Raw genomic sequence first — 25487 nt, forward strand, 5'->3', positions numbered from 1 at the left:
CCGGAGCGGGCGGGACAATCGGCACGGTTACCCACGGGTACGGGCGAAGGGGGCCGGACCGCCCGCGCCGTGTCGCGAGGTTCCCCGCCCTGGGGCACGGTGGAGGGAACCCACCAGGGCACCGAGAGGAGTTCGGCCCCCATGTCGAACCACACGTACCGCGTCACCGAGATCGTCGGCACCTCCACCGAGGGCGTCGACCAGGCCATCCGCAACGGCATCGAGCGCGCCTCGCAGAAACTCCGCGGGCTCGACTGGTTCGAGGTCACCCAGGTGCGCGGGCACCTGGTGGACGGGAGGATCGAGCACTACCAGGTCGGCCTGAAGGTCGGCTTCCGGCTGGACGACGGAGCCTGACCGCCCGTCCTGGACGACGGCGCCGGCGCCTGGCCGCCCGCCGGCCGCCGTGCCGCCGCGCGGCGGCGGGCACCCGCGCGGCGGCGGATCAGGTCCTGCCCTCGCGCTCCTGGGCCTCGCTCAGCGCCTCCGACGGGGTCGCCCAGCGGGCGCGGACCACCGGGAAGCCCGCGGCCTCGGCGGCGTCGCAGACGAGCGCGTCGTCGTCCACCAGCATCCGGACCTCCCGGCCGGCGCCGAGCCGGCGCAGGATCTCCACCTTGGTCACCCGCGCGGGCCGGAAGTCACGGTGCCGCCGCATGTGGACCGGCCCCTCGGGAAGCCCCTGGGCGGCCAGCCAGGCCAGGGTGTCGCGCCGGCAGCGCTCCGGCCGCCCGGTCAGGTAGACGACCTCGCACTCCTCGGCCGCCGACCGGCACAGCGCCACGCCCTCCGCCAGCGGCGGGTCGTCGGGCGCCGCCGCGAAGAAACCGTCCCAGTCCCGGGGCCTGCGCTCCAGGAAGTGCTGCCGGTGCGCCGTGGCGGCGAGGGTGTTGTCGAGGTCGAAGACGGCCAGCGGCCGGGTGTCACCTGTCACGCGTCCAGCGTAGGAGCCGCCACCGACACCCCCGCCCGCCGGACGCCGCCCGCCCCCGGCGCCTGGGCCGCAGTCCGGGGCCGGTCGCGCCCGAGCCCGCCCGTCCCCCGGGGGCCGTCCGTCCCCGGCCCGTCCGCCCCCGCCCGCCGTCTCCCGGCCACCCGTCCCCGGCCCTCCCGCCGAGCCCGCCCGCGTGGCCCGCCGCTCGCGCCACCGGGAAATGCGGGCGGCCTCCGCGCGTTGGACCTGGCATGAGCACACTGCCCCCGGGTTTCCGCCTCTCGGTCCTCGACCGCTCCCGCACGCGCGAGGGTGAGGAACCCTCCCAGGCCCTGCGCGACACCGTCCGGCTCGCCCGGGAGGCGGAGGCGCTGGGCTACCACCGCTTCTGGGTCTCGGAGCACCACGGCGTGCCCGGCGTCGCCGGTTCGGCGCCGACCGTGCTCGCGGCGGCCATCGCTGGCGCCACCTCGGCCATCCGGGTGGGCACCGGAGGGGTGATGCTGCCGAACCACCGGCCCATGGTGGTGGCCGAGCAGTTCGGCGTCCTGGAGTCGCTGTTCCCGGGCCGGATCGACATGGGTCTCGGCCGCTCGCTGGGCTTCACCGACGGGGTCCGCCGCGCCCTGGGGCACGACATGGACGAGGCCGAGACCTTCCCGGAGCGGATCCAGGAGCTGCTGGGCTGGTTCACCGGCACCGGGACGGGCCACCCCGGTGTCCACGCCCGTCCGGCGGAGGGCCTGCGGGTGCCGCCGTTCGTGCTCGCGACGGGCGAGGGCGCCCGGATCGCGGCCGAGGCGGGGCTGCCGCTGGTCGTGGGCGATCTGCGCCGCCGCGAGCGGCTGCTCGCCGCCGTGGACGCGTACCGCTCCGCCTTCCGGCCCTCCGCCTGGGCCCGGGAGCCGTACGTCGTCGTCGCGGGCACGGTCGCGGTGGCCCCGACCGGGGAGGAGGCCCGCCGGCTGCTCGTGCCGGAGGCGTGGGCGACGGCGCACGCCCGCACCCGGGGCGACTTCCCGCCCCTCGCGCCGCCGGAGCGGATCGAGGGGCTGGTGATGACGGACCGCCAGCGCGGCCTCTACGAGGACGGCCTCACCGGGCACCTGTACGGCACCGAGGACCGGGTGGCGGAGGGGCTGGCGCTCGCGGTGAAGGAGACCGGGGCGGACGAGGTCCTGGTGACGACGAGCACCTACGACCGGGAGGCGCTGCTCGCCTCGTACCGCGGGCTGGCCAGGGCCGCCGGGCTCGCGCCGCGCGGGGGCGGGGACGCCCTCACCGGTCCGGGGGACGGGAACGTCCGACGGGAGCACCCCCGGACCGGCGGAGAAACGGATATTGGATAAAATCTCCAGATGCAGGATCCCCTCTCCGGCCATGACCCCTTCGTCCGTGTCCGCGGCGCCCGCGAGCACAACCTCCGGAGCGTGGACGTCGACATCCCCCGCGACACCCTCACCGTCTTCACCGGCGTCTCGGGCTCCGGGAAGTCCTCCCTCGCCTTCGGGACGATCTACGCGGAGGCCCAGCGCCGCTACTTCGAGTCCGTCGCCCCCTACGCCCGCCGGCTCATCCACCAGGTCGGCGCGCCGAAGGTCGGGGAGATCACCGGACTGCCCCCCGCGGTCTCCCTCGAACAGCGGCGGGCCGCCCCGAACGCCCGCTCCTCCGTCGGCACGGTCACCACGCTGTCGAACTCGCTGCGCATGCTCTACTCCCGCGCCGGTGACCACCCGGCCGGGGCGCCCCGCCTCGACTCCGACGCCTTCTCCCCCAACACGGCGGCCGGCGCCTGCCCGTCCTGCCACGGCCTCGGCCTGATCCACGAGACCAGCGAGGAGCTCCTCGTCCCCGACCCCGGCCTGTCGATCCGCGAGGGCGCCGTCGCCTCCTGGCCGGGCGCCTGGCAGGGCAAGAACCTCCGCCACGTCCTCGCCGCCCTCGGCCACGACGTCGACCGGCCGTGGCGCGAGCTGGACCCGAAGGACCGGGAGTGGATCCTCTTCACCGACGAGCAGCCGGTCGTCACCGTGCACCCGGTCCGGGAGGCCGGCCGGATCCAGCGCCCGTACCAGGGCACGTACACGGGGGCCCGGCGGCTCGTCCTGCGCACCTACTCCGACTCGAAGAGCCCCGCGCTGCGGGCGAAGGCGGAACGCTTCCTCACCAGCGCGCCCTGCCCGGTGTGCGGCGGAAGCCGGCTGCGTCCGGAGGCACTGGCCGTCACCTTCGCCGGCCGGACCATCGCCGAACTGGCGGCGCTGCCGCTGACCGCGCTGGCGGAGGTGCTGGCCCCGGCCGCCGCCCCCGGCGCCCCTGAGACCGCGCGCGTCCTCGCCGAGGACCTGCTCGCCCGGATCGCGACCGTCACCGAACTCGGCCTCGGCTACCTCGGCCTGGACCGCACCACCCCCACCCTGTCCAACGGCGAGCTCCAGCGGTTGCGGCTCGCCACCCAGCTCCGCGCCGGTCTCTTCGGCGTCGTGTACGTGCTCGACGAGCCGTCCGCCGGACTGCACCCGGCCGACACCGAGGCCCTGCTCGTGGTCCTCGACCGGCTCAAGGCGGCGGGCAACACGGTCTTCGTCGTCGAGCACCACCTCGATGTCGTCCGGCACGCCGACTGGCTCGTCGACGTCGGCCCGCGCGCGGGCGAGCACGGCGGCCGGGTCCTCCACAGCGGTCCGCCCGGACTCCTCGCGCACGTCGAGGAGTCGGCCACCCGCCGCTTCCTCTTCGACCCGGAACCCGTGCCCGCGCGGCCGCCCCTCGAACCCGGCGCGTGGGTGCGCACCGGCCCCGTCACCCGGCACAACCTGCGCGGCGTGGACGCGGCCTTCCCCCGGGGCGCCCTCACGGCCGTCACCGGCGTCTCCGGCTCCGGGAAGTCCACGCTCGTGGGGGCGCTCACCGGCGAAGGGGAGGGCGCGGGACGGACGGTGACGGTGGACCAGCGGCCGATCGGCCGCACCCCGCGGTCCAACCTGGCCACGTACACCGGCCTGTTCGACGTGGTGCGGAAGCTCTTCGCGGAGACCGAGGAGGCCCGGGCCCGCGGCTACAAGGTGGGCCGCTTCTCCTTCAACGTGCCCGGCGGGCGCTGCGAGACCTGCCAGGGCGAGGGGTTCGTCTCGGTGGAGCTGCTCTTCCTGCCGAGCACGTACGCGCCCTGCCCGGACTGCCGCGGCGCCCGCTACAACCCGGAGACCCTCCAGGTGCGGCTGCGCGGCCTGACGATCTCCGAAGTCCTCGACCTGACCGTCGAGTCGGCGGCGGAGTTCTTCGCGGACGTCCCGGCGGCGGCCCGCAGCCTCACCACCCTCCTCGACGTCGGGCTCGGCTATCTGCGGCTCGGCCAGCCGGCCACCGAGCTGTCGGGCGGCGAGGCCCAGCGGATCAAGCTCGCCTCCGAGCTCCAGCGACCGCGCCGCGCGCACACCCTGTACGTGCTCGACGAGCCGACCACCGGTCTGCATCCGGCCGATGTCGAGGTGCTGGTGCGCCAGTTGCGCGGTCTGGTCGACGGCGGGCACACGGTCGTCGTGGTGGAGCACGACATGGACGTGGCGGCCGGCGCGGACTGGGTGGTCGACCTCGGCCCGGGCGGCGGCGCGGACGGCGGCCGGATCGTCGCCGAGGGCCCCCCGGACCGGGTGGCGCGGGCGGCGGAGAGCCGCACCGCGCCCTATCTGGCCCGGGCCCTGGGGATCACCGGTGCGACGGACCAGGCGTCTCCTTCCGGATCGGCCCGGCAGGATCCGGCGGGGGCGGACTAGCCGGCGCGACCGGTGGTCGAGCCGAAGCCGAGCCAGGTGTGGCGGTTGTTCCACCAGCACCAGCCGACCTTGGGCGCGCCCTTGCGCTCCTTGCCGTCGCGGCCGGTGCCGTTGCTGATCCAGATGGCCGGAGTGCGGGCGTCGAAGGAGCCGTTGGCCTTGCGGAGGCGCGAACCGATCGTCATGAAGCACTTGTTGCGCTCCAGGACCTCGGGCCGCTGGAGCAGCCAGTGGATGCCCTCGGTGAGGACGAGCGGGGTCCGCCCGACGGCGGTGAGGGCCGGCAGGGCCTCCTCGGGGCTCCAGTTGCCCATGTGGTCGCCCCGGTCCAGGTCGTGGACCAGGTAGAAGGGGCCGTCGGGAAGCTCTACGCCCTGCGGGGTGAAGGCGTCCACGTCCTCCATGTCGACCACGAGGAAGCCGGGCTTGTCCGCGAGCCTCAGCGACGGGGCCAGGGCGGAGGCGGGCGCGGCGTCCGGGTGGACGGCCAGCAGCGAGCCGGCCGGGGCGTCGACGGCGGCCTTCTCGGCGAAGGCCCGGAGCTCGCCGGCGTCGATGCCGGTGAGGGCGGGCACCCCGAGGCCGATCAGCCGCTCGGCCTGGTCGGCGAGCGACGGCAGCGGGAACGCGCTGGTGAAGGCGGAGGCGGACGGGGTGGTGCGCGGTGCGTCGGGCAAGACTCTCCTCTGTCGGGACGGCGTCGGCCCGGGGAGAACGGCCCGGGCCGACGCGTGGTTCCCGCCCTTCGCGGAATGCGTCACCTCACTTTGCGCCGGGCCCGCAGCCACTCCTTGTTCATGGCCGCGATCGACGGCAGCGGGATGCCCTTCGGGCAGGCGGTGGCGCACTCGCCGGTGAGCGTGCAGCCACCGAAGCCCTCGGCGTCCATCTGGGCGACCATGTCGAGGACCCGGGTCTCGCGCTCCGGGGCGCCCTGGGGCAGCACGTTGAGGTGGTTGACCTTGGCGGAGGTGAAGAGCATCGCCGAGCCGTTCGGGCAGGCGGCGACGCAGGCGCCGCAGCCGATGCACTCGGCGTGCTCGAAGGCGGAGTCCGCGTCCGCCTTCGGCACCGGGGTCGCGTGGGCCTCCGGCGCGGCGCCGGTGGGAGCGGTGACGTAGCCGCCGGCCTGGATGATCCGGTCGAAGGCCGTGCGGTCGACGACGAGGTCCTTGACGACCGGGAAGGCGGAGGCGCGCCAGGGCTCGACGTCGATGGTGTCGCCGTCGCGGAAGGAGCGCATGTGGAGCTGGCAGGTGGTGGTGCGCTCGGGGCCGTGGGCGTCGCCGTTGATGACGAGGCTGCACGCGCCGCAGATGCCCTCGCGGCAGTCGTGGTCGAAGGCGACCGGGTCCTCGCCGCGCAGGATGAGGTCCTCGTTGAGGGTGTCGAGCATCTCCAGGAACGACATGTCGGGGGAGATGCCGTCCACCTCGTAGGTGGCCATGGCGCCTTCGGCGCCGGTGTTCGGCTGGCGCCAGACGCGCAGGTTGAGCTTCATGCGTAGCTCCGCTGGGTGGGGTGGACGTACTCGAAGTCGAGGGTTTCCTGGTGGAGGACGGGGGCGCCGCCGGTGCCGCCGAACTCCCAGGCGGCCGCGTAGGAGAAGTCCTCGTCGCGGCGGGCGGCCTCGCCGTCCGGGGTCTGGGACTCCTCGCGGAAGTGGCCGCCGCAGGACTCCTCGCGGTGCAGGGCGTCGAGGCACATCAGCTCGGCGAGTTCGAGGTAGTCGACGATCCGGTTGGCCTTCTCCAGCGACTGGTTGAACTCCTCACCGGTGCCGGGGACCTTGATGCGGCGCCAGAACTCCTCGCGGATCTCGGGGATGCGGCGGAGCGCGGTGCGCAGTCCCTCGTCGCTGCGGGCCATGCCGCAGAACTCCCACATGACCTCGCCGAGTTCGCGGTGGAAGGAGTCGGGCGTGCGGTCGCCGTCGACGGCCAGGAGGAGGTGGAGCCGGTCCTCGGTCTCGGCCAGCACCTCGCGGACGGCGGGGTGTTCGTCGGTGACGGGCTCCGGCTTCGGGTGGCGGGCGAGGTAGTCGTTGATGGTGGCGGGCAGGACGAAGTAGCCGTCGGCGAGGCCCTGCATGAGGGCGGAGGCGCCGAGCCGGTTGGCGCCGTGGTCGGAGAAGTTGGCCTCGCCGATGGCGAAGAGGCCGGGCACGGTGGTCTGGAGGTCGTAGTCGACCCAGAGTCCGCCCATCGTGTAGTGGACGGCGGGGTAGATCCGCATGGGGACCTCGTACGGGTTCTCCGCGGTGATCCGCGCGTACATGTCGAAGAGGTTGCCGTACTTGGCCTCGACGGCGGCGCGGCCCATCCGGGCGATGGCGTCGGCGAAGTCGAGGTAGACGCCCTGGCCGCCCGGGCCCACTCCCCTGCCTTCGTCGCAGACGTTCTTCGCGGCGCGGGAGGCGATGTCGCGGGGGACCAGGTTGCCGAAGGAGGGGTAGATGCGCTCCAGGTAGTAGTCGCGCTCGTCCTCGGGGATCTCGGCGGCGGGGCGGGTGTCGCCCTTGGCCCTGGGGACCCAGATGCGGCCGTCGTTGCGGAGCGACTCGCTCATCAGCGTCAGCTTGGACTGGTGGTCGCCGGTGCGCGGGATGCAGGTGGGGTGGATCTGGGTGAAGCAGGGGTTGGCGAAGTACGCGCCGCGCCGGTGGGCCCGCCAGACGGCGGTGGCGTTGGAGTTCATCGCGTTGGTGGAGAGGTAGAAGACGTTGCCGTAGCCGCCGCTGGCGAGGACGACGGCGTCCGCGTAGTGGGTGGAGATCGTGCCGGTGATCAGGTCGCGGGCGACGATGCCCCGGGCCCGGCCGTCGACGACGAGCAGGTCGAGCATCTCCGTACGGGCGTGCATCTCGACGTTGCCGGCGGCGATCTGCCGGGACAGCGCCTGGTAGGCGCCGAGGAGGAGCTGCTGGCCGGTCTGGCCGCGGGCGTAGAAGGTGCGGGAGACCTGGACGCCGCCGAAGGAGCGGGTGTCGAGGAGGCCGCCGTACTCGCGGGCGAAGGGGACGCCCTGGGCGACGCACTGGTCGATGATCTCGACGGAGATCTGGGCGAGCCGGTGGACGTTGGACTCGCGGGCGCGGAAGTCGCCGCCCTTGACGGTGTCGTAGAAGAGGCGGTGGATGGAGTCGCCGTCGTTGCGGTAGTTCTTGGCGGCGTTGATGCCGCCCTGGGCGGCGATGGAGTGGGCGCGGCGCGGCGAGTCCTGGAAGCAGAACTGGACGACGTGGTAGCCCTGTTCGGCGAGGGTGGCACCGGCGGAGCCGCCGGCGAGGCCGGTCCCGACGACGATGACGCGGTGCTTGCGCCGGTTGGCGGGGTTGACCAGCCTGGCCTCGAAGCGGCGGGTGTCCCACCGTTCGGCGATCGGGCCGGCCGGGGCCCTGGTGTCGGCGATCGGGTCGCCGGTGCGGAAGTCGAGGTAGCTCATGGTCAGTTCACCACTCCGGTCATGACGCCGACGGGGACGGCGATGAAGCCCGCGGTCAGGACGAGCGCGAGGGTGTCGGCGGCGAGGCGCAGGGCGCGTTCGCGCCGGGCGTTGCCGACGCCGAGGGTCTGGGCGGCGCTCCAGAAGCCGTGCCGGACGTGCAGGCCGACGGCGAGCATGGCGACGATGTAGATCGTGTTGCCGTACCAGGTCGAGAAGGTGTCGATGACGTTCTGGTACGGCTTGCCCTCCTCGAAGCCGCCGGGGTGGACGGTGCCGGTGGTGAGGTCGAGGACGTGCCAGACGATGAAGAGGCCGAGGATGATCCCGCCCCAGCGCATGGTGCGGGTGGCGTAGGAGGAGCCCTTGCGCTTGTGGGCGTACCGGGTCGGGCGCGCCTTGATGTCGCGGCGGCTGAGCTGGTACGCGGAGACGGCGTGCGCGAACACGGCGGCGAGGAGCACCACCCGGGCGATCCACAGGCCCCACTCGTGGTGCAGGACCGGGGCGCCCATGACGCGGAGCCAGTGCGCGTAGCCGTTGAACTCCTCCGGGCCGAAGAAGACCTTGAGGTTGCCCGCCACGTGGGCGACCAGGTAGGCGAGCATGATCAGGCCGCTCGCGGCCATCACGGTCTTCTTGCCGATGGTCGACGACCAGAAGCCGCGGGACGGGGTGCGGGACGGCGGGCGGGCGGGCGCCGCCGTGTCCTTGCTGGGTGCCAGAGCCATGTCCTCGACGCTAGGGCCGAAGGACCCGAGAGGTCCAAGACATGGTCCGGCTGATCTCCATAGGCTGAAGCTATGCGCGTGCCCTAGGCTGGGCGTCATGCAGTTCCAGCAGCTCCTCTATTTCGTGGCCGTCGCCGAGACCCGCCACTTCACCCGGGCCGCCGAACGCGTCCACGTCTCGCAGCCCTCGCTCTCCCAGCAGATCAAGGCGCTGGAGCAGGAACTGGGCGCGGAGCTGTTCAGCCGGGCCCGGGGCAACATCGCGCTCACCGACGCCGGCGAGGCCCTCCTGCCGCTCGCCCGCCGCATCCTCGCCGACACCGAGACGGCCCGCCGCGAGGTGCAGGAGCTGGCCCAGCTCAAGCGCGGCCGGGTGCGGCTCGGCGCGACCCCCAGCCTCTGCACCGGCCTCCTCCCCGACGTGCTGCGCACCTTCCACGACCTCCACCCGGGGATCGAGCTGCTCATCGAGGAGGGCGGCTCGCACGACCTGGTGCGGGAGCTGGCCCGCGGCGCGCTGGACCTGGCGCTCGTCGTGCTGCCGCTGCCCACCCCGTCACCGGCGCTGACCACCGTGGAGCTGCTGCGCGAGGACCTGGTCGTCGTCTCGGCCGCCTCCGCGCCGCCGCCGCGCCGCCCGGTGCGGATCACCGATCTGCGCGACCAGCCGCTCGTGATGTTCCGGCACGGCTACGACCTGCGGGAACTGACCGTGGGCGCCTGCCGGGCGGCCGGTTTCGAACCCACCTTCACGGTCGAGGGCGGCGAGCTGGACGCGGTCCTCGGGTTCGTCCGCGCCGGGCTCGGGCTCGCCGTCGTCCCGGCCATGGTCGCCGCCCGCGCCGGACGCGACCTGCGGGTCACCGCCCTCGCCCGGCCCGGCCTGCGCCGCACCATCGCCCTGGCGCACCGCAGCGACGTGGCCCCGCCGCGGGCCGCGCGCGAGCTCCAGCGGCTGCTGATGGCCTCGCGGCGCGGAAAGCCGGCACCGGACGCGCCGTAGCGGGTTCAGGGCTCGATGAGCCCGGCGCGGATCGCGTACCGCGTCAGCTCCAGCCGGTCGCGCAGCCCGAGCTTCTGGAGGATGTTGGCGCGGTGCCGCTCCACCGTCTTCGGGCTGATGAAGAGCAGGTCGCCGATCTCCTTGGAGGTGTGCCCCTCCGCGACCAGCTTGAGGATCTCCTCCTCCCGCTCGGTGACCGGCCGCTCGGGCAGGCCCGCGCCGGACCGCGCCCGGTCGAGGTAGCTGCGGATGAGCGCGGTCTCCGCGCCCGGGTAGATGAACGGTTCGTCGCGCAGCGCCGACCGGCACGCCTCGACCAGGTCCCGGTCGGCGACGGACTTCGGCACGTACCCGTTGGCGCCGGCCCGCAGCGCCTCGAAGAAGTACTCCTCGTTGTCGTACATGGTCAGCATCAGGATCCGCAGTCCCGGCCGGAGCCGGGCGAGTTCGCGGGCCGCCTGGAGCCCGGTCATCCGGGGCATCGCGATGTCGAGGACGGCCAGGTCGAGCCCGCCGTCCGCGCGCGCGGCGGCGACGGCCTCGGCCCCGTCCCCCGCCTCCGCGACGACCTCCAGGTCCGGCTCGGCGTCGAGGATCAGCCGGACTCCCCGCCGTACCAGCGCGTGGTCGTCGACGAGGAGGATCCGGGCGGGCGGGCGTACGGAGGAGGTCATCGCTCGAGTCCAGGAGTCGGGTCCGGTACGGGGTCGGGTGCGGGCGCGGATACGGGCTCGGGCGCGGGTGCGCGCCGAGGCGCGGGTACGGGCAAGGGCACGGGTACGGCTCCCGGCGCGGGTGCGGCCGCGGGAACCGGCACCGGAACCGGGACCGGGACCGGGACCGGAGCCGCCGCGGGGACGGGCGCCGGGTCCGCCGTCCGCCGGACCGGCAGGTCGAGGCGTACCTCCGTGCCTCCCGTCTCCCCCGGCCCCACCCGCAGTTCGGCGCCGACCAGCAGGGCGCGCTCCCGCATGCCTCCGATGCCGGCGCCCTCGGCGGCGCCGTCCGTGCCCCGTCCGTCGTCGCGGACGAGGAGGCGGGTGCCGCCGCCCGGGGCGGGACCGAGGCGGAGCTCGACGTGGCCGGCGCCCGCGTGCCGGGCCGCGTTCGTCAGGCTCTCCTGGGCGACCCGGTAGACGACGAGTTCCGTCGCGGGGTCGAGCGGGCCGGCGGCGGGCGCGAGGTGCGTGGTGACCCGCAGGCCCGGGGTGGAGAGCTCGCCGGCGAGGGAGCGCAGGGCGCTGTGCAGGCCCAGCTCCTCCAGGACCCCGGGGCGCAGCCGGCGGGCGATCCGGCGGATCTCCTCCAGGCTCGCCCGGGTGGTCTCCTGTGCCTGCCGCAGGTCCTCGCGCAGCTCCCGCGGGGCGTGGTCGGCGGTGTGCTTGAGCTGGAGGAGCACGGCGGTGAGGGTCTGGCCGACCTCGTCGTGCAGTTCGCGGGCGATCCGCTGCCGTTCGGCCTCCTGCGCGGTGAGGACGCGGCCGCTGCTGGTGGCCCGCTCGGTCTCCAGGCGGTCGAGCATGGCGTTGAAGGCACCGGTCAGGTCGGCGATCTCGCCGCGGCCGGTGACCTCGGTGCGGGTGCCGGGCTTGAGGAGGTCGGCCGTGGCCATCGCCCGGCCGAGCCGGCCGAGCGGGGCGAGGCCGACGCGCAGCAGCACCGCGTTGAGGACGAGCATGAGGACGAGGCCGCAGACGACGACGATCGCCTCGCCGAGGAGCACCGGGGTGGAGACCGTGACGGGGCCGAGGAGCAGCCCGGCGGCGAGGACCAGCACGGCCGCGTTGAGGAGGAAGATCCGTCCGTACAGTGACACCGTCTCGCTCTCCCCGACTCCGCTCGCACCCGTCTGACCTGCGCAGAAGCCTATTCGCCGTTCCATCCTGCGGCCCGGCCGGGGCCCCTGTCCATCCGTGCCGGCACCCATGTGCGAAGGCCCCCGGAGATGGCAGCATGGACCGGCCGCGGCCCCGGACCGCCCGCCCGTGCGGAGGGCCACCGGCCTCCTCGCCGCGCGCCCCCGCAGAGACGACACGAGGAGTCCGGGCCGTGCCCACTTCACGGATGAGCTCGACGCCGTTGCCCGGCGTCGGCGTCCAGTACGACCTCACCACCCGGGAACACCGGCACCTGTCGGTGATCGCCCACCGCGACGGCACGCGCAGCGTCAACGTCTACCGCTCGGACGACCCCGACGCCTGCCTGCAGTCCCTGCACCTGACCGCAGGTGAGTCCGCCGCGCTCATCGACGCGCTGATGCCCGCCCACCACAGTCCGAACCTGCTCCACACCACCGAGCTGGGCCTGGTGGCCGAACGCATCGAGCTGTCCTCCGTCTCCCACTGGAACGGGCGCACCCTCGGCGAGACCCGCATGCGCACGGAGACCGGCGTCTCCATCGTCGCGGTCCTGCGCCGCGCGGACGCCGTCCCCTCCCCCGGCCCCGGCTTCCGGCTCGCCGGCGGGGACACCCTCATCGTCATCGGTACCCACGAAGGCGTCGACGCCGCCGCCACTATCCTCGGAAGAGAGTGATCGGTGCATTCGTCCGCCGTTTTCCTCATCGAGTTCGGAGCGATCATCCTCGGTCTCGGCCTGCTCGGCCGGATGGCCGGGCGGCTGAAGTTCTCGCCCATACCCCTGTATCTCCTGGCCGGTCTCGCCTTCGGCGAAGGGGGGCTGCTGCCGCTCGGCGCCAGCGAGGAGTTCGTCGCCATCGGGGCCGAGATCGGGGTCATCCTGCTGCTCCTGATGCTCGGTCTGGAGTACACGGCGACCGATCTGGTCACCAATCTGAAGACGCAGTACCCGGCCGGACTCGTCGACGGGGCGCTCAACGCGCTGCCGGGAGCGGCGATGGCGCTGCTGCTCGGGTGGGGGCCCGTGGCGGCGGTGGTGCTGGCCGGGGTCACGTGGATCTCGTCGTCCGGGGTCATCGCCAAGGTGCTCGGGGACCTGGGCCGGCTCGGGAACCGGGAGACCCCGGTGGTGCTGAGCATCCTGGTCCTGGAGGACCTCGCGATGGCCGTCTACCTGCCGATCGTGACGGCGCTGCTGGCCGGGGCCGGGCTCGCCGCGGGCAGCGCGACGCTCGCGATCGCGCTGGGCGTCGCCGGGCTCGTGCTCTTCGTCGCCGTGCGGTACGGGCGGCTGATCTCCCGCTTCGTCTCCAGCGACGACCCGGAGAAGCTGCTCCTGGTGGTCCTGGGGCTGACGCTGCTCGTCGCGGGCATCGCCCAGCAGCTCCAGGTCTCGGCGGCGGTCGGCGCGTTCCTCGTCGGCATCGCGCTGTCCGGGGAGGTCGCGGAGGGCGCGCACCATCTGCTCAGCCCGCTGCGGGACCTGTTCGCCGCCGTGTTCTTCGTCTTCTTCGGACTGCACACCGACCCGGCGAGCATCCCGCCCGTCCTGCTGCCCGCGCTGGCGCTGGCCGTGGTCACGGCCGGTACGAAGATCGCCACCGGGTACTGGGCCGCGCGCCGCAACGGCATCTCCGCGAAGGGCGCCTGGCGGGCCGGCGGGACGCTGGTCGCGCGCGGCGAGTTCTCCATCGTCATCGCGGGACTGGCCGTCTCCGCCGGGATCGAGCCCTCGCTGGGCCCGCTGGCGACCGCGTACGTCCTCATCCTGGTCGTCGTCGGCCCGCTGACCGCCCGCTACACGGAGCCCGTCGCCACCTGGGTCACCGCCCGCCGCAGCCGGCCGGTCGCGGACCCGGGCCCCGCGGAGGAGCGGCTGCCGCTCGCCGAGCCCGTCCGCCACGAGCGCTGAGCGGAGGCCGCCATGGGGGAGGCAGCGGGGGTGACGACGGCGGAGCGGGCCATGCTCGTCCTCGGGGACGACGCGCTCGCGCACCGGCTCGCCGCGGAACTGGCCGACGTGTACCGGCGGGACGTCGTCCTCGTCGCACCCGGTCCGGGAGGTCCGCACGCGCGGATCCGGTACGCCGAGGGCACGGCGCCCGACGAGCCGACCCTGCTCCGGGCGGGGGTGCGCGAGGCGGAGGCGCTGGCGCTGCTGTACGAGGACGACGAGGTCAACATGCGGGCCGCGTTCCTGGCCCGCAGGCTCGCGCCGGGCGTGCGGCTGGTGCTGCGGATGTACAACCGCAACCTCGGGCACCGGATGGCCGACCTGCTGGACCGGGCGGGCGAGCAGCTCGCCGCCGGAGCCGGCCCGGGACCCGAGCCGCGCGACGCCGCCACCATCGTGCTGTCCGACGCCGACACCGCCGCGCCCGCGCTGGCCGCCACGGCCGTCGCCGGGACGCGGAAGGTGGTGCAGGCCGACGGTCTGCTGCTGCGGGCCGCCGAGCGGCTGCCGGAGGATCCGGACGCGCTCGCCGAGCCCGGTCTGGCCACGCTCGCCCTGCTCTCCTCCACCAGCACCGACCCGGCCGGCGCGGACGGCTCCGACAGCAGCGGCGGTTTCGCACCGCTGCTGCTGCCGGACGACGCCGAGGTGCGGGCGGCGGCCGGGCGCGGCGCGGTCGTCCTGGAGGCGATCGGCCGCGAGCCGGCCCTCCCCCGCCGCCGCGCGAGCCGGGGCGCGTCGCCCCGCGAACTCCTGTCGCCCCGGCTGCGCTGGGCGCTCGTCGGGGTCGTCGCGGCCGTGACGGCGCTGACCGTCGCCGCGATCGTCGCGACGGACGAGCACCCGCTGCACGCCGCCTATCTGACGCTCCTCGACCTGTTCGCGATCGGCGACCCGGCGGTGGGCGAGGAGACGGCCCGCCAGGTGCTCCAGCTCCTCGCCGGGCTCCTGGGGCTCGCACTGCTGCCGCTGCTGATCGCGGGGGCCCTGGAGGCGCTGGGCGCGTACCGCAGCGCGGCCGCGCTGCGCCGCCCGCCGCGCGGCCTGGACGACCACGTGGTGCTGCTGGGTCTCGGCCGGATCGGTACGCGGGTGCTGGTGCGGCTGCGCGAGCTGGGGGTGCCGGTGGTGTGCGTGGAGGAGGATCCTGAGGCGCGGGGCATCCCGTACGCCCGGCGGCTCCGCGTCCCCGTGGTCCTCGGCGACGTCACCCAGGAAGGCGTCCTGGAGGCGGCGAAGGTCCACCGCGCGCACGCGCTGCTCGCCCTGACCAGCGCCGACACCACCAATCTGGAGGCGGTGCTGGCGGCCCGCACGCTGGCGCCGGACCTGCTGGTCGCCCTCCGCCTCTACGACGACGACTTCGCGACCACCGTCTACCGGACGCTCCGCGCGGCACATCCGGACGCCCTCACCCGCAGCCGCAGCGTCTCCACGCTGTCGGCCCCGGCCTTCGCGGCCGCGATGATGGGCCGCCAGATCCTGGGCGCCATCCCGGTGGAGCGCCGGGTGCTCCTCTTCGCCGCGGTCGAGGTGGCGGGCCAGGACCTGCTGGAGGGCCGCACGGTGGCGGAGGCGTTCCGGCCGGGCGCCTGGCGCGTCCTCGCCCTCGACACCAGCACCGGCGAGGGGGACGACCCGCCGGCGCTCCTGTGGGAGCTCCACCCGGGGTACGTGCTCCGCCCCGGGGACCGGGTGGTGGTCGCGGCGACGCGGTCCGGGCTCCCGGAGCTCCTGGGCGGGCCGCGCCCTCCCGCCCCGGACCCCGACCCGGCGCAGGCGGCGCCGGAGACGGGTCCGGCGCAGGCGCCGCCGGAGGTGGGCCTGAGCGCCTGAGGCCGCTCCCACGCCCCGTACGAAATCCGCGTGCGGACCGGTCGGGCGGGCTGCGAGCATCACGGGATGGACCACGCTCTCGAACGTCTGCTCGTCCGGCACACCCTGCGGCTGCCGGTCCCCACCGGCCCCGCCGGGGACGGGGCCACCGCCGCCCGTCAGTTCGACGCGGCGCTGCGGACCGCGGGGTTCGCCCTCTCCCCCGAGCTGCTGCGCGCCCTGTCCGAGCGGGCCGGGGCGACGGTCGTCGAGCTGGCCCGGTGGGCCCTGGACGCGGTCCGGGAGCAGGTCGGCGACCACGTCCGGCACACCAGCTACTTCATCGACTTCCCGGCCAACGTCCCCGACACCCAGGAGTTCTGGCTCGACTGCGTGCGCAGCGCGCTGGCGGAGCCGACGGCTCGCGGCGCGGTCGAGGCGCAGCTGAGCGCCGGGGTCCTGAACCTGCTGACGCTGCCCGCGTACGGCCGCTACCAGCACACCCACGAGGAGCTGCTCGCCGTCCACGAGGAGCTGCTCGCGGCGGCCGGGGACCGGCTGACCGTACTGGGCGCCGGCGGTCCGGCCGAGGAGGAGATCGACGCGCTCTACCGGTCGCTGGCGGGCTCCGTGACGCCGCTGGGCGACGAGCACCTGGCGGATCTCGCGGTGCTGGCGGAGCACTGCGCGGACGGGCCGCAGCCGGCCGGGATCCCGGTCCGGGAGAACCGGGCCGTGGTCAACGCGGCGCGGCTGCGGGTCGGCGCCGCGCCGCTGCTCGACACGGTGACGGACGTGCTGCGGCTGGCGTGCGCGCTGTCGGACGGGGACGTGACGCTGCGGGAGCCGACCCGCTTCCGCGCCCTGTCCCGGCCGCTGCGGCGCGCGCTCCTGTCGGGCCTGGACGCGGTGGTGGCGGCGGCTCCGGAGAAACTGGCCGACGTCGGGCGGGACCGGGAGGCGTGGAAGCGGCTCGGGGAGCGGCTGCACCCGCACGAGTACCCCGCGTGGCCGCACGCCGCCGAGGTGTTCGCGGTGGCCCGCGGCGAGATGCGGGCGCCGTCGCTGGACGCCCGGGTGGAGGCGCTGCTCGCCCGTGACGACGTGCCGGGGGCCGCGGAGCTGCTGGCGGCGGCCGCGCCCGGGCGGCTCTTCCGGGCCCTGGACCGGCTGCTGCGCACGGCGGCGGACGGGGCCGGGCGGGAGGCGGTCCTCGCGGCGGCGGAGCGTGTGGCGCCGCGGGTGGCGGGCCGGGTGGTGCTGTCGGTGCGGGAGCACCTGCAGAACCGGCACGGCGGACCGCGCGCGCCCCGGCGCCTGTTCGTGAACCGCGGCGGCACCGCGTGGGTGACGGCGGACGGCCGCCGCGACCTGCCGAGGGACGTCCAGCGGCGGCTGCTCGCACTGCTCGACGGGGAGACGCGGCGGCGGCTTCCGGCGACGGGGCGCCTGCTGGTCGACCCCGCGGTCCTGGACGTGGCGCTGCCGCTCAGCGGCCGGGCGTCGTCGGGCGGGTTCGGGGTGCTGCCGCGCGGCTCGGTCTCGCCGGTCGACGGCGAGCTGCTGCGGTTCTTCATGTACTGGAAGGAGGCACGGCGCACGACGGACCTGGACCTGTCGGCGCTGCTCCTGGACGAGCGGTACGCGACGGTCTCCTGGCTGTCGTACACGGAGCTGACCACGGTGGAGGGCCGGCACTCCGGAGACGTGACCGAAGCCCCGGACGGCGCTTCGGAGTTCATCGAGCTGCGGCTCGGCGCGGTGCGCGGCACGTTCGTGGTGCCGCACGTGCACGTGTTCGCCGGAGAGAACTTCGAGGAGACGGCCGAGTCCTTCTTCGGCTACATGCTGCGCGAGGCCGAGCAGGGCGGCCGGCCCTTCGAGCCGCGCACGGTCCGGATGAAGTCCGACCTGCGCGGACCGGGGCGGGTGGCGCTGCCGGTGGCCTTCCGGAAGGACGAGGAGGGGCGGTGGCACGCGCACTGGCTGCACCTGTGCCTGCGGGGCACGCCGTCCGGCAACCAGGTGGAGGACCACCGGGTCTCGCTGGCGGTCCTGCTGCGCGGCGCGGTCGAGCACGTACCGGTGACGGTCCGTCATCTGGTGGATCTGATGAGGGAGTCGGGCGCGGAGGTCACGGAGTGGTCCGGCGGCGCGGTGCCGGAGGAGCCGGTGACGTACCTCGGTCTCGAACGGCCCGAGGGGCTGGCTCCGGGGTCCCGGGTGGTGACGCCGGAAAATCTGCGCGACCTCGTGCCCGCCTGAGTGTTACGGTCGGTGCGGGGCGAGGCCATGGAGGGGCTTCCTTCTCATACTCCTGATGACATAGTCCCTCCGCTTTCCTCGCCCCCTCGCGCTTCACGGGTGTGGGCCCGGTCCTCACGAGGACCGGGCCCACACCCGTGCGTGCTCACACCGCGTCGGCGAGGACCAGCGAGTGGATCCGGTCGGGGGCGCCGGGGCGGGCGTAGTACCAGCCCTGGGCGGTGTCGCAGCCGAGCTCGCGGAGGCGTTCGGCCTGGGCCGCGGTCTCGACGCCCTCGACGGTGACGGCGAGTTCGAGGCTGTGGGCCAGCGAGACGATGCCCTCGACGATCTTCAGGTCGACGGGGTCCACCGGGTGCTGCTGCATGCCCCGGGTGAAGGAGCGGTCGAGCTTGAGGACGCTGACCGGGAGCCGGCGCAGGTTGGCCAGGTTCGAGTAGCCGGTGCCGAAGTCGTCGAGGGCGATGTCGACGCCCATCTCGGCGAGCTGGCGCAGCGGTTTGAGGAGGTCCTCGTCGGCGCCGATCAGGGCGGACTCGGTGACCTCCAGGCAGAGCGCGCCCGGCGCGAGGCCGGCGCGTTCCAGGACGTCGACGGTGTCGGCGACCAGCCGGGGGTGGTGGAGCTGGGTCGGCGACAGATTGACGTTGATGCGGAGCGGCGTGCCGGTGCCGGGGTTCTCCAGCTGCCAGGAGCGGGCCTGCCGGACGGCCTCCTGGAGGACCCAGCGGCCCAGCGGCACGATGAGCCCGGTGTCCTCGGCGAGCGGGATGAAGCGGTCGGGGCCGAGGACGCCGTGCTGGGGGTGGCTCCAGCGGACGAGGGCCTCGGCGCCGTGGACGCTGCCGTCGTCGAGGTGGACGAGCGGCTGGTACTCGATGAAGAACTCGCCGCGCTCCAGGGCGGTCGGCAGGGCGGTGGTGAGGCCGTGCCGGGTGATGGCGCGGGCGTCGGCCTCGGGGTCGGCGAGCTCGAAGCGGTTGCCGCCCGCGGACTTGGCCCGGTACATGGTGATGTCGGCGCTGCGCAGCACCTCGGCGGCGGTGCGTTCGCCTGAGGGCCCCTCAACGACGCCGAGGCTGCCGCGCACGGTCAGTTCGCGTCCGTCGACGCCGACGGGGGTGGCGAGGGCGGCGAGTATGCGGTCGGCGAGCGCGGTCGCGTCCCGTTCGCCGCCGGAGCCGGTGGTGAGGGCGACGAACTCGTCGCCGCCGAGCCGGGCGACCATCTCGCCGGGGCCGGTGGCGCACGCCTGGAGCCGGTCGGCGACCTCGACGAGGAGCCGGTCGCCCACGGAGTGACCGAGACTGTCGTTGATGGCCTTGAAGCCGTCGAGGTCCAGGTAGCAGAGGCCGAACCGGCCGTCCTCTCCGGCCGTGCCGGGGGCGAGGGCCTTCTCCAGGCGTTCGAAGAACAGCGTCCGGTTGGGCAGCCCGGTGAGGGCGTCGTGGGTGGCCTCGTACCGCAGGCGCAGGTGGAGCAGGCGCCGTTCGGTGATGTCCTCCATGAGCGCCAGCTGGTACTGGGGCCGGCCCTCCGCGTCGCGGAGCAGGGAGACGGTGAGGTTGGTCCACAGGACCGTGCCGTCGCCGCGGTAGTACGGCTTCTCCACCCGGTACTGCTCGCGTTCGCCGCGCACCAGTTCCTCGTAGAGCCGCCAGACGTGCGGCCCGTCCTCGGGGTGGACCCACTCGCTGACGTTGCGGCTGCGGACGTGGGCCTCGACGCCGCCGAACATGCGGGTCATGGTGTCGTTGATCTCGACGAGCCGGCCTTCGAGGTCGGCGATGCCGATGCCGATGGCGGCGCCGTCGAAGACGGCCCGGAAGCGGCTCTCGGTGGCGTGCAGGGCGATCTCGGCGGCGCTGCGGGCGGAGAGCGCGGAGCGGGCGATGGCCTCCTGCTCGGCGCGGGTCCGCTCGCGCAGGGCCTGGGCGTAGCCGGTGGCCATGGCGTGCTGGAGGCGGGCGCAACGGGCCCGCAGTTCCTCGGCGGTGAGCTCGGGGTCCGTGCCGCAGTAGAGGACGAGGTAAGAGTCGACGACGCCGAGGCTGCGGCCGAGCGCGTCCGGGTCGGTGCAGTGGGCGTCGACCAGTCCGGCGCCGGCCCGCTGGGCGGGGGCCGTGTCGAAGGGCCGGGCGAGCAGCGCGTCGCACAGCAGGCGGGCGAGCGGGAGGAGGTGGCCCTCGAACTCGGCGCGGGTGAGGGAGGTGGCGGTCACCGGGAAGATGGCCCGGCCCCAGATGGTGACGAACCGCCTGAGTCTGTCCTCGGGGCCGTCGGCTTCCGCGACGTTGCCGGACGGCTGCGACGGCACCTTCACGCCTTGCGCCCCACACCTGCGAACCCGGAGAAGGCGTAGGGATCCTCCTCCTCGGCCGGGCTGTCCGGCCGCCAGTGGGGCATGGAGACGACGCCGGGCTCGACGAGGGCGGTGCCGGCGAAGAAGCCGGCGATCTCGTCGCGGGAGCGCATCACCAGGGGGCTGCGGGTGGAGCGGTACACCTCGACGGTGCCGCCGGCCCGCTCCTCGTCCACGGGGATGCCCTCGTACGAGGCGTGGGTGACGACCAGGAGGCTGCCGGGGGCGAGGGCGTCGAGGAGTGCGGTGACGGCCTCGTGCGGGCGGTCGGCGTCCTCCAGGAAGTGCAGCACGGCGACGAGCAGCAGGGCGACCGGCCGGTCGAGGTCGAGCAGGCCGGTGACCTCGGGGCTGCGCAGGATGTCGGCCGGCTTGCGGAGGTCGGCGGAGACGACGGCGGCGCCGTCGACGCCGTCCAGGACCGCCCGGCTGTGGGCGACGGCGACGGGGTCGTGGTCGACGTAGACGATCCGGGCGGCGGGGTCGGCGGCCTGGGCGACCTCGTGCACGTTGCCGAAGGTGGGTATGCCGGAGCCGATGTCGAGGAACTGGGTGACGTCGTTGTCGACGGCGAAGCGGACGGCGCGGCGCATGAACGCCCGGTTCGCCTGCATGATCTTGGGGAGGCCCGGCAGGAACTCCATGGCCTTGCGGGCCGCTTCCCGGTCCACTTCGAAATTGTGCGAGCCGCCCAGATAGAAGTCGTACATACGGGACACGCTCGGTACCGAAATGTCGATACCCGGCGGAGCCCAGGCGGGACGCTCCATCAATGTCTCCAACAAGTCGCCACGGGGGATGCGGCCCGGTGTTCGCGGCCGTGTTCGAGGTGAGGCTACTGATCGCCCGCCGAGAGAGCGAGTGGAAACGGAAATTCGCGGTCCGTTCTTCGTCACACGCCTTTGGCACGTGCGCGCGGAACGAAGAGTTCACGCCTTCAGGCCGTGCACATTCACGTGCAGATGAGCGTGCGACGCCTCTCCGGCCGCACCCGTCACGGCAGTTGCGCGTCCCGCGCACCCGCCCGCACCTCGGCGGTCGGCACGGCCGGACCCCGCCGTCGGCGCCGATCACTCCCGAGGGCGGAACCCCCGGCAGGGCGACAACCGGACAGTTCTTCCGAACGGACCCCGCGACGGCTCCCGTCGGCCATTTCCTACCCCGGTCCGCACCTCTTCCACGCCCCGTCCGCCCTCCTCTCCTCTTCACCGCGCGCTCTTCCGAACGCGCCCTGAACGCGCGCCGGAGGCGCCCCGCGGCGACCCCTTCCGCCCGGTGATCGGAGAGCGGGACGGAAAAACGTCAAACCGCGCATCGCGAGATCCCCACCATCCGGGGAATCCACCCGCATTCGGGCCCCGGTTCGGCGTCCATGTGTTCAAGCTCGTCGGCGTGTCTCTGTACGGATCACCCTTCACGCGGTCGCTGGCGGCCGCCGGGCTGGTGTGGCTGCTCGCCGCGCCCGCGCCGGCGGCCGCCGACTCCTGCGCCTACGCCACGGCCGGGCCGAACGGCTCGCACACCTCGGTCGCGGTCATCGGCCCGGGCGCGTGCTCCCCGCCGCCGAAGCCCACCCCGTCGCCCCCGGGCCGGCCTCAGCCCCCGTCCATGGAGCCGCCGGTGCCGACGCCGCCGCGGCCGCCCGTCCCAGGACCCGCGCAGCCTCCGCCGGCGGAGCCGGTCCGCCCGACGCCCCCGCCGCTTCCGCCGTCCGCACCCGCTCCCCGCCCCGTGCCCGCGCCGCCCGCCGCCACCCCGGCACCGCGGCCGGCCCCGGCACCGCCGTCTCCCGCGCCCGCCACCCCGGCGCCCGAGGAGCCGCCGGCGCCCGCTCCCCCGGCGCCGCCACCGGCCCCGGCGGCGGCGCCCCGCCCCGCCCCCGCGGCCCCGGTCGCCCTCCCGCACTACAAGCGGGCCTCGCGGCCCCAGCCGAAGAGCACCGGATCACCCGTCACCACGATGCTCCTCATCACCGCGCCCGCCGTGATCGCCACCGCGATCCTGCGCCCGCGATCCCGGTGATCCGGCCCCCGCGCCACCCGAACCCGCAGAGCTCCGCCGAGCTCCCCCGCACTCCCGTGAGGAAGACCGAACAACCATGTCCGAATGGCTCGTCCTGACCCTGGCGATGGCCGCCGCCTGCGCCGTCGTCCTGGCCATCGTCGTCATCAACCACCGCCGGATCCCCGAGGACGACGACCCCAACGAGACCCCCGACGTCATCGAGTACATGACGATGATGATCGGCGTGATCTACGCGATCGTCCTCGGCCTCGCCATCGCCGGCGTGTGGGAGGCGCGCGGCGCCGCCCAGGAGGTGGTGCGCCAGGAGGCGCAGGCCCTGCACGAGATCTCCGAGCGCGTCGAGGTCTACCCGGTGGTGGTCCGCGACCGGATCCGCTCCGACGTCGACGCGTACGTCTCCTACGTGGTGAACGAGGAGTTCCCGCACATGGCCGAGGAGGGCGAGACGACCGCGGAGGGCGACGCCCTGCTCCAGAAGGTGCGCCGCAGCGTGACCGACTACGAGCCCGCGAACGACTTCGAGGGGCAGGCGTACCAGCCGCTGGTCGACCAGGTCATGGTCGCCGACGACGCGCGCGGCGCCCGCGGCCAGAGCGCCGGCGAGACCATGCCGGGGGTCGTCTGGTTCGGTCTGATCATCGGCGCCCTGGTCTCGGTGGGCCTGATCTTCACGCTCCAGATCCGGCGCACCGGCCGCGAGGTGCTGCTCGCGGGCCTCTACAGTGCGCTGATCGCCTTCCTGCTCTTCCTGATCTGGGACTTCGACGCCCCGTTCGGCCGTGGTCTGGCCGCCACCGACGCGCCGTTCACCGATCTGTTCCCGCAGGTCACGGAGTAGCCGGGAGGGTGGGACTGGGCCGCCCGGGGGACACGCGTGCCCCATTCGCACGTCTGGGATCGCGGCTGTGATAGTGCGCTCCTAGCGTTTCGGGCAACGAGGTGCACGCAGGCTCCACGCGGCCAAACCGCCGCGGCCGGCCCTCGGGACCCGGAGGAATCACCATGCGCGCGATACGTGCCGCGTCCACCGCCCTGCTGGGGGCGGCCGCCCTCGCCCTGGCCGCCCCCGTCACCGTCGCCCACGCGGCCGACGGTGCGCCCGCGCCGAACCCGCGGGTGCGGGGTGCCAAGGCCCCGGGCGATTTCGTCGTCTCCCCGTCGCTCGTCCGCCCCGGCGGGCGGGTGACGCTCAGCGCCCCCGGCTGCGCCAGTACGGCGACGGCGACGGCGGGCATCTTCGACACCGTCCAGATCGCGCCGGGTTCGGCGGTCACCGCCACCGTCGACACGGACGCCAAGCCCGGCGCCGTGTACACGGTGGCGTTCAACTGCTCGGGCGGCGTACAGGACACCGTGGACCTGACCATCAGTGGAGTGGCCACGCTGTCCCCCACCGCCCGGTCGACCGTGCTGCTCACCCCGCGCGGCGTGCAGGGCGGCCTCGGCGGCTCCCAGAGCGGTCTCGGATCGTCGGCGCTGGCGGCCGGCACGGCCCTGGTGCTCGCCGCGGCGGCGGGCACGGCGTACGTGGTCCGGCGCCGTGCGGGCGAACGCCGGCACTGAGCCGGACCGCGCCCGTGCCGCGGAAAGCCCGCCGCCCCCGGGTCCCTTCCGGAACACGGGGGCGGCGGGCACAGGGGGCCGACCGGGAGGTTCGACCGGTCAGGCACCCGCGCCGGTCATGCGGCGGCGGCGGAGGACGAAGACACCGCCGCCGAGCGCGGCCGCGGCGACCAGGCTGCCGCCGATGGCCATCTCGGTGGAGCTGGGCGCCAGCGAACCGCCGAGACCGCCCTGGGCGCCGCGGCCCGCGAGCACGCGGAACGGGTGCGTGACGACGCGGGAGCTGTCGCTGCACTTGACGGCCAGGTTGTAGTTGCCGGGCGTGGCGTTGTTGTAGACCCGGGCGATCGCGCTGGAGAGGCCGTTGGAGTTGACCGAGAGGTTGGTCTCCGGGAAGGCGTTGGACGTGACGGTGCCTCCATGGCCGCAGCCCTTGGCCGTGATCGTGATGGTCGATCCCGCGTGGACGTCGAAGGGATTGACCTGGACGTTGCTCGGACCGTTGGTGGCGGCGGCGAGGGGTGCGGCGAGGGCGACCGCCGCGAACGCGGTGGCGGTCACCGCCAGAGTGCGTGCAGCACGCATGGTTGAACCTCCAGTGGAAGACGCCCCGAAGCGGTGCTCCGGGAGATTCGACGAGTACGCCTTCCATGACGAACCATCACAACTCGGACCCCTCCCTGCACCTCGGCACTGGGCCGGTCCGGTGAGGGGTCATGCCGCCGATCGAGTTGCGCGGAGCCGCTCAGCCGCAGGTCAGGGGCGTGCGAAACGATTGTCGGACGAGTACTCGGATGGGTCAGCGCGCTGTCACCCGAGGCGCGCAGCGGTGGCCGGGAGGCCCTGTCCGCACGGTTTCTGACGGAGGGTCGGTTCCGGGCCGGCCACCGTCCGCGGTCCCGTGCGGCGCGCCGCCACCCGTACGGCGGCGGGGGTTACCCGTTCGGGTCGCCCGGGGGGCAGGGGTGCGGAGCCGCCCTTACCGTTCACACGTCGCCACGAAGGGAGAACCATGCCCCCGAAGGACTTCCGCGTCCCTGCACGCAGGAGACGACAACCCTGGGGCGTCCTGGCCCTCGCCATGCTGTCCGGACTCGCGATGATGCGCAACGGCGTGGACGTCGCCGGAGGTCCGCCGCAGCCGGCCGCCGCGGCCCGTCCGGTGGCGCGTCCGGTCGTCCCGCCGCCCGCGGAGGCGTCGGCGGGCGTCCAGCCGCTGCCCTTCGCGCCCGCCTCGCGGATCCGTATCCCGGCGATCGAGGTCGCGGCCCCCATGATGGACGTGGGGCTCGACGCGGACGGCTGGGTGGCGGCCCCTCCCCCGCAGGACGCCAATCTGGCCGGCTGGTACCAGAACGGCATCGCGCCCGGCCAGCGCGGCACCTCGGTGATCGTGGGGCACGTCGACAACAACAGCGGCCCCGCGGTCTTCTACGGCCTCGGCTCCCTGGAGAAGGGCCAGCACGTGGAGGTCGAGCGGTACGACGGCCGGGTGGCGGTCTTCGAGATCTACGGCGTCGAGGTCTACTCCAAGCAGGACTTCCCGGGCCCGCAGGTCTACGGGGACACCGGCCACCCGGAGCTGCGCGTCATCACCTGCGGCGGCGGCTACACCCGGGCGAACGGGTACGACGGGAACGTGGTCGTCTACGCGCGGATGGTCGGCTCCCGCTGAACCGTCCCGCGCGCGGATCGGGCCCCGGGGACGCCCCCGGGGCCCGATCCTGTCTCTTATACACATCTCCGAGCGATC

Annotated in this window: 22 protein-coding genes; 12 read left to right on the top strand and 10 right to left on the bottom strand. The window is 74.3% G+C overall.

Annotated elements, in window-relative coordinates; translation table 11 throughout:
- Positions 1-141 precede the first annotated feature (141 nt).
- Positions 142-357 carry a dodecin gene (locus ACFVU3_RS34550; RefSeq protein ID WP_390072622.1) on the top strand — a complete coding sequence of 72 codons (216 nt, stop codon included), beginning with the start codon at positions 142-144 and terminating at the stop codon, positions 355-357.
- Positions 358-445: 88 nt separating this feature from the next.
- Here the strand turns inward: ACFVU3_RS34550 and ACFVU3_RS34555 are convergent, their stop codons facing one another.
- Positions 446-934 (bottom strand): hypothetical protein, encoded by a 489-nt coding sequence (locus ACFVU3_RS34555; protein WP_390072624.1) that lies wholly within the window; start codon positions 932-934, stop codon positions 446-448.
- Positions 935-1185: 251 nt separating this feature from the next.
- On the opposite strand from ACFVU3_RS34555, the gene ACFVU3_RS34560 reads away from it, so the two are divergent.
- Complete coding sequence (locus ACFVU3_RS34560) at positions 1186-2283, top strand: LLM class flavin-dependent oxidoreductase (RefSeq protein ID WP_390072626.1); 1098 nt, start codon at positions 1186-1188, stop codon at positions 2281-2283.
- Between the two features lie 9 nt (positions 2284-2292).
- Entirely contained in the window at positions 2293-4713 is a 2421-nt protein-coding gene (locus ACFVU3_RS34565; protein WP_390072628.1) for an ATP-binding cassette domain-containing protein, read from the top strand.
- Here ACFVU3_RS34565 and ACFVU3_RS34570 read toward each other — a convergent pair.
- The 4 genes from ACFVU3_RS34570 to ACFVU3_RS34585 form a co-directional block, all read right to left on the bottom strand.
- Positions 4710-5390, bottom strand: a complete 681-nt coding sequence (locus tag ACFVU3_RS34570) for a DUF5701 family protein (protein ID WP_390072630.1) — start codon at positions 5388-5390, stop codon at positions 4710-4712. The genes ACFVU3_RS34565 and ACFVU3_RS34570 overlap by 4 nt on opposite strands.
- Positions 5391-5470: 80 nt before the next feature.
- Positions 5471-6214, bottom strand: a complete 744-nt coding sequence (locus ACFVU3_RS34575) for a succinate dehydrogenase/fumarate reductase iron-sulfur subunit (RefSeq protein WP_390072632.1) — start codon at positions 6212-6214, stop codon at positions 5471-5473.
- On the bottom strand, positions 6211-8157 hold the full coding sequence (locus ACFVU3_RS34580) for a fumarate reductase/succinate dehydrogenase flavoprotein subunit (RefSeq protein WP_390072633.1): 1947 nt from the start codon (positions 8155-8157) through the stop codon (positions 6211-6213). Before ACFVU3_RS34580 ends, ACFVU3_RS34575 begins: the two co-directional genes overlap by 4 nt.
- A gap of 2 nt (positions 8158-8159) precedes the next feature.
- On the bottom strand, positions 8160-8888 hold the full coding sequence (locus ACFVU3_RS34585) for a succinate dehydrogenase (RefSeq protein ID WP_390072635.1): 729 nt from the start codon (positions 8886-8888) through the stop codon (positions 8160-8162).
- 97 nt (positions 8889-8985) lie between these two features.
- Between ACFVU3_RS34585 and ACFVU3_RS34590 the strand changes: the two genes are divergently transcribed.
- Positions 8986-9891, top strand: coding sequence for a LysR family transcriptional regulator (locus ACFVU3_RS34590; protein WP_390072636.1), 906 nt, complete (start codon positions 8986-8988; stop codon positions 9889-9891).
- A gap of 5 nt (positions 9892-9896) precedes the next feature.
- Here the strand turns inward: ACFVU3_RS34590 and ACFVU3_RS34595 are convergent, their stop codons facing one another.
- Together ACFVU3_RS34595 and ACFVU3_RS34600 are read right to left on the bottom strand one after the other, a co-directional pair.
- Positions 9897-10565, bottom strand: coding sequence for a response regulator (locus ACFVU3_RS34595; protein WP_390072638.1), 669 nt, complete (start codon positions 10563-10565; stop codon positions 9897-9899).
- Positions 10562-11707 carry a HAMP domain-containing sensor histidine kinase gene (locus ACFVU3_RS34600; protein WP_390072640.1) on the bottom strand — a complete coding sequence of 382 codons (1146 nt, stop codon included), beginning with the start codon at positions 11705-11707 and terminating at the stop codon, positions 10562-10564. The genes ACFVU3_RS34595 and ACFVU3_RS34600 overlap by 4 nt, the downstream gene beginning before the upstream one ends.
- Positions 11708-11955: 248 nt before the next feature.
- On the opposite strand from ACFVU3_RS34600, the gene ACFVU3_RS34605 reads away from it, so the two are divergent.
- The 4 genes from ACFVU3_RS34605 (at position 11956) to ACFVU3_RS34620 (ending at position 17784) form a co-directional block, all read left to right on the top strand.
- Positions 11956-12426, top strand: a complete 471-nt coding sequence (locus ACFVU3_RS34605) for a cation:proton antiporter regulatory subunit (RefSeq protein WP_390072662.1) — start codon at positions 11956-11958, stop codon at positions 12424-12426.
- Positions 12427-12429: 3 nt separating this feature from the next.
- A complete protein-coding gene (locus ACFVU3_RS34610; protein WP_390072642.1) occupies positions 12430-13662 on the top strand; it encodes a cation:proton antiporter in 1233 nt (410 codons plus the stop codon).
- 12 nt (positions 13663-13674) lie between these two features.
- Complete coding sequence (locus ACFVU3_RS34615) at positions 13675-15540, top strand: NAD-binding protein (protein WP_390072644.1); 1866 nt, start codon at positions 13675-13677, stop codon at positions 15538-15540.
- Positions 15541-15606: 66 nt separating this feature from the next.
- Positions 15607-17784, top strand: coding sequence for a hypothetical protein (locus ACFVU3_RS34620; RefSeq protein WP_390072646.1), 2178 nt, complete (start codon positions 15607-15609; stop codon positions 17782-17784).
- A 145-nt stretch (positions 17785-17929) separates the two neighbouring features.
- Here ACFVU3_RS34620 and ACFVU3_RS34625 read toward each other — a convergent pair whose 3' ends face one another.
- Both ACFVU3_RS34625 and ACFVU3_RS34630 read right to left on the bottom strand, forming a co-directional pair.
- The gene (locus ACFVU3_RS34625; RefSeq protein WP_390072648.1) at positions 17930-20107 is read right to left on the bottom strand and encodes a putative bifunctional diguanylate cyclase/phosphodiesterase; all 2178 of its coding nucleotides are present in this window, start codon (positions 20105-20107) and stop codon (positions 17930-17932) included.
- The gene (locus ACFVU3_RS34630; RefSeq protein WP_390072650.1) at positions 20104-20916 is read right to left on the bottom strand and encodes an SAM-dependent methyltransferase; all 813 of its coding nucleotides are present in this window, start codon (positions 20914-20916) and stop codon (positions 20104-20106) included. The genes ACFVU3_RS34625 and ACFVU3_RS34630 overlap by 4 nt, the downstream gene beginning before the upstream one ends.
- 622 nt (positions 20917-21538) lie before the next feature.
- On the opposite strand from ACFVU3_RS34630, the gene ACFVU3_RS34635 reads away from it, so the two are divergent.
- From ACFVU3_RS34635 to ACFVU3_RS34645, 3 genes are all read left to right on the top strand, one after another.
- Positions 21539-22168, top strand: coding sequence for a hypothetical protein (locus ACFVU3_RS34635; protein WP_390072652.1), 630 nt, complete (start codon positions 21539-21541; stop codon positions 22166-22168).
- 76 nt (positions 22169-22244) lie between these two features.
- Complete coding sequence (locus ACFVU3_RS34640) at positions 22245-23009, top strand: hypothetical protein (RefSeq protein WP_390072654.1); 765 nt, start codon at positions 22245-22247, stop codon at positions 23007-23009.
- Positions 23010-23173: 164 nt separating this feature from the next.
- The gene (locus ACFVU3_RS34645) at positions 23174-23734 is read left to right on the top strand and encodes a hypothetical protein (protein WP_390072656.1); all 561 of its coding nucleotides are present in this window, start codon (positions 23174-23176) and stop codon (positions 23732-23734) included.
- Between the two features lie 99 nt (positions 23735-23833).
- Here the strand turns inward: ACFVU3_RS34645 and ACFVU3_RS34650 are convergent, their stop codons facing one another.
- Positions 23834-24319, bottom strand: coding sequence for a hypothetical protein (locus tag ACFVU3_RS34650; RefSeq protein ID WP_390072658.1), 486 nt, complete (start codon positions 24317-24319; stop codon positions 23834-23836).
- 427 nt (positions 24320-24746) lie between these two features.
- Here ACFVU3_RS34650 and ACFVU3_RS34655 point away from each other — a divergent pair, with 427 nt between their 5' ends.
- Complete coding sequence (locus ACFVU3_RS34655; protein WP_390072660.1) at positions 24747-25409, top strand: class F sortase; 663 nt, start codon at positions 24747-24749, stop codon at positions 25407-25409.
- Positions 25410-25487 lie beyond the last annotated feature (78 nt).

The organism is Streptomyces sp. NPDC058052, from assembly GCF_042885515.1.
GTDB lineage: Bacteria > Actinomycetota > Actinomycetes > Streptomycetales > Streptomycetaceae > Streptomyces.

Bases quoted from the DNA above. Each gene is read 5' to 3' on its own strand.
- ACFVU3_RS34630 (WP_390072650.1), bottom strand. From the start codon at position 20,916: ATGGAGCGTCCCGCCTGGGCTCCGCCGGGTATCGACATTTCGGTACCG.
- ACFVU3_RS34575 (WP_390072632.1), bottom strand. From the start codon at position 6,214: ATGAAGCTCAACCTGCGCGTCTGGCGCCAGCCGAACACCGGCGCCGAA.
- ACFVU3_RS34640 (WP_390072654.1), top strand. From the start codon at position 22,245: ATGTCCGAATGGCTCGTCCTGACCCTGGCGATGGCCGCCGCCTGCGCC.
- ACFVU3_RS34565 (WP_390072628.1), top strand. From the start codon at position 2,293: ATGCAGGATCCCCTCTCCGGCCATGACCCCTTCGTCCGTGTCCGCGGC.
- ACFVU3_RS34585 (WP_390072635.1), bottom strand. From the start codon at position 8,888: ATGGCTCTGGCACCCAGCAAGGACACGGCGGCGCCCGCCCGCCCGCCG.
- ACFVU3_RS34560 (WP_390072626.1), top strand. From the start codon at position 1,186: ATGAGCACACTGCCCCCGGGTTTCCGCCTCTCGGTCCTCGACCGCTCC.
- ACFVU3_RS34650 (WP_390072658.1), bottom strand. From the start codon at position 24,319: ATGCGTGCTGCACGCACTCTGGCGGTGACCGCCACCGCGTTCGCGGCG.
- ACFVU3_RS34615 (WP_390072644.1), top strand. From the start codon at position 13,675: ATGGGGGAGGCAGCGGGGGTGACGACGGCGGAGCGGGCCATGCTCGTC.
- ACFVU3_RS34580 (WP_390072633.1), bottom strand. From the start codon at position 8,157: ATGAGCTACCTCGACTTCCGCACCGGCGACCCGATCGCCGACACCAGG.
- ACFVU3_RS34655 (WP_390072660.1), top strand. From the start codon at position 24,747: ATGCCCCCGAAGGACTTCCGCGTCCCTGCACGCAGGAGACGACAACCC.
- ACFVU3_RS34645 (WP_390072656.1), top strand. From the start codon at position 23,174: ATGCGCGCGATACGTGCCGCGTCCACCGCCCTGCTGGGGGCGGCCGCC.
- ACFVU3_RS34620 (WP_390072646.1), top strand. From the start codon at position 15,607: ATGGACCACGCTCTCGAACGTCTGCTCGTCCGGCACACCCTGCGGCTG.
- ACFVU3_RS34605 (WP_390072662.1), top strand. From the start codon at position 11,956: ATGAGCTCGACGCCGTTGCCCGGCGTCGGCGTCCAGTACGACCTCACC.
- ACFVU3_RS34590 (WP_390072636.1), top strand. From the start codon at position 8,986: ATGCAGTTCCAGCAGCTCCTCTATTTCGTGGCCGTCGCCGAGACCCGC.
- ACFVU3_RS34595 (WP_390072638.1), bottom strand. From the start codon at position 10,565: ATGACCTCCTCCGTACGCCCGCCCGCCCGGATCCTCCTCGTCGACGAC.
- ACFVU3_RS34550 (WP_390072622.1), top strand. From the start codon at position 142: ATGTCGAACCACACGTACCGCGTCACCGAGATCGTCGGCACCTCCACC.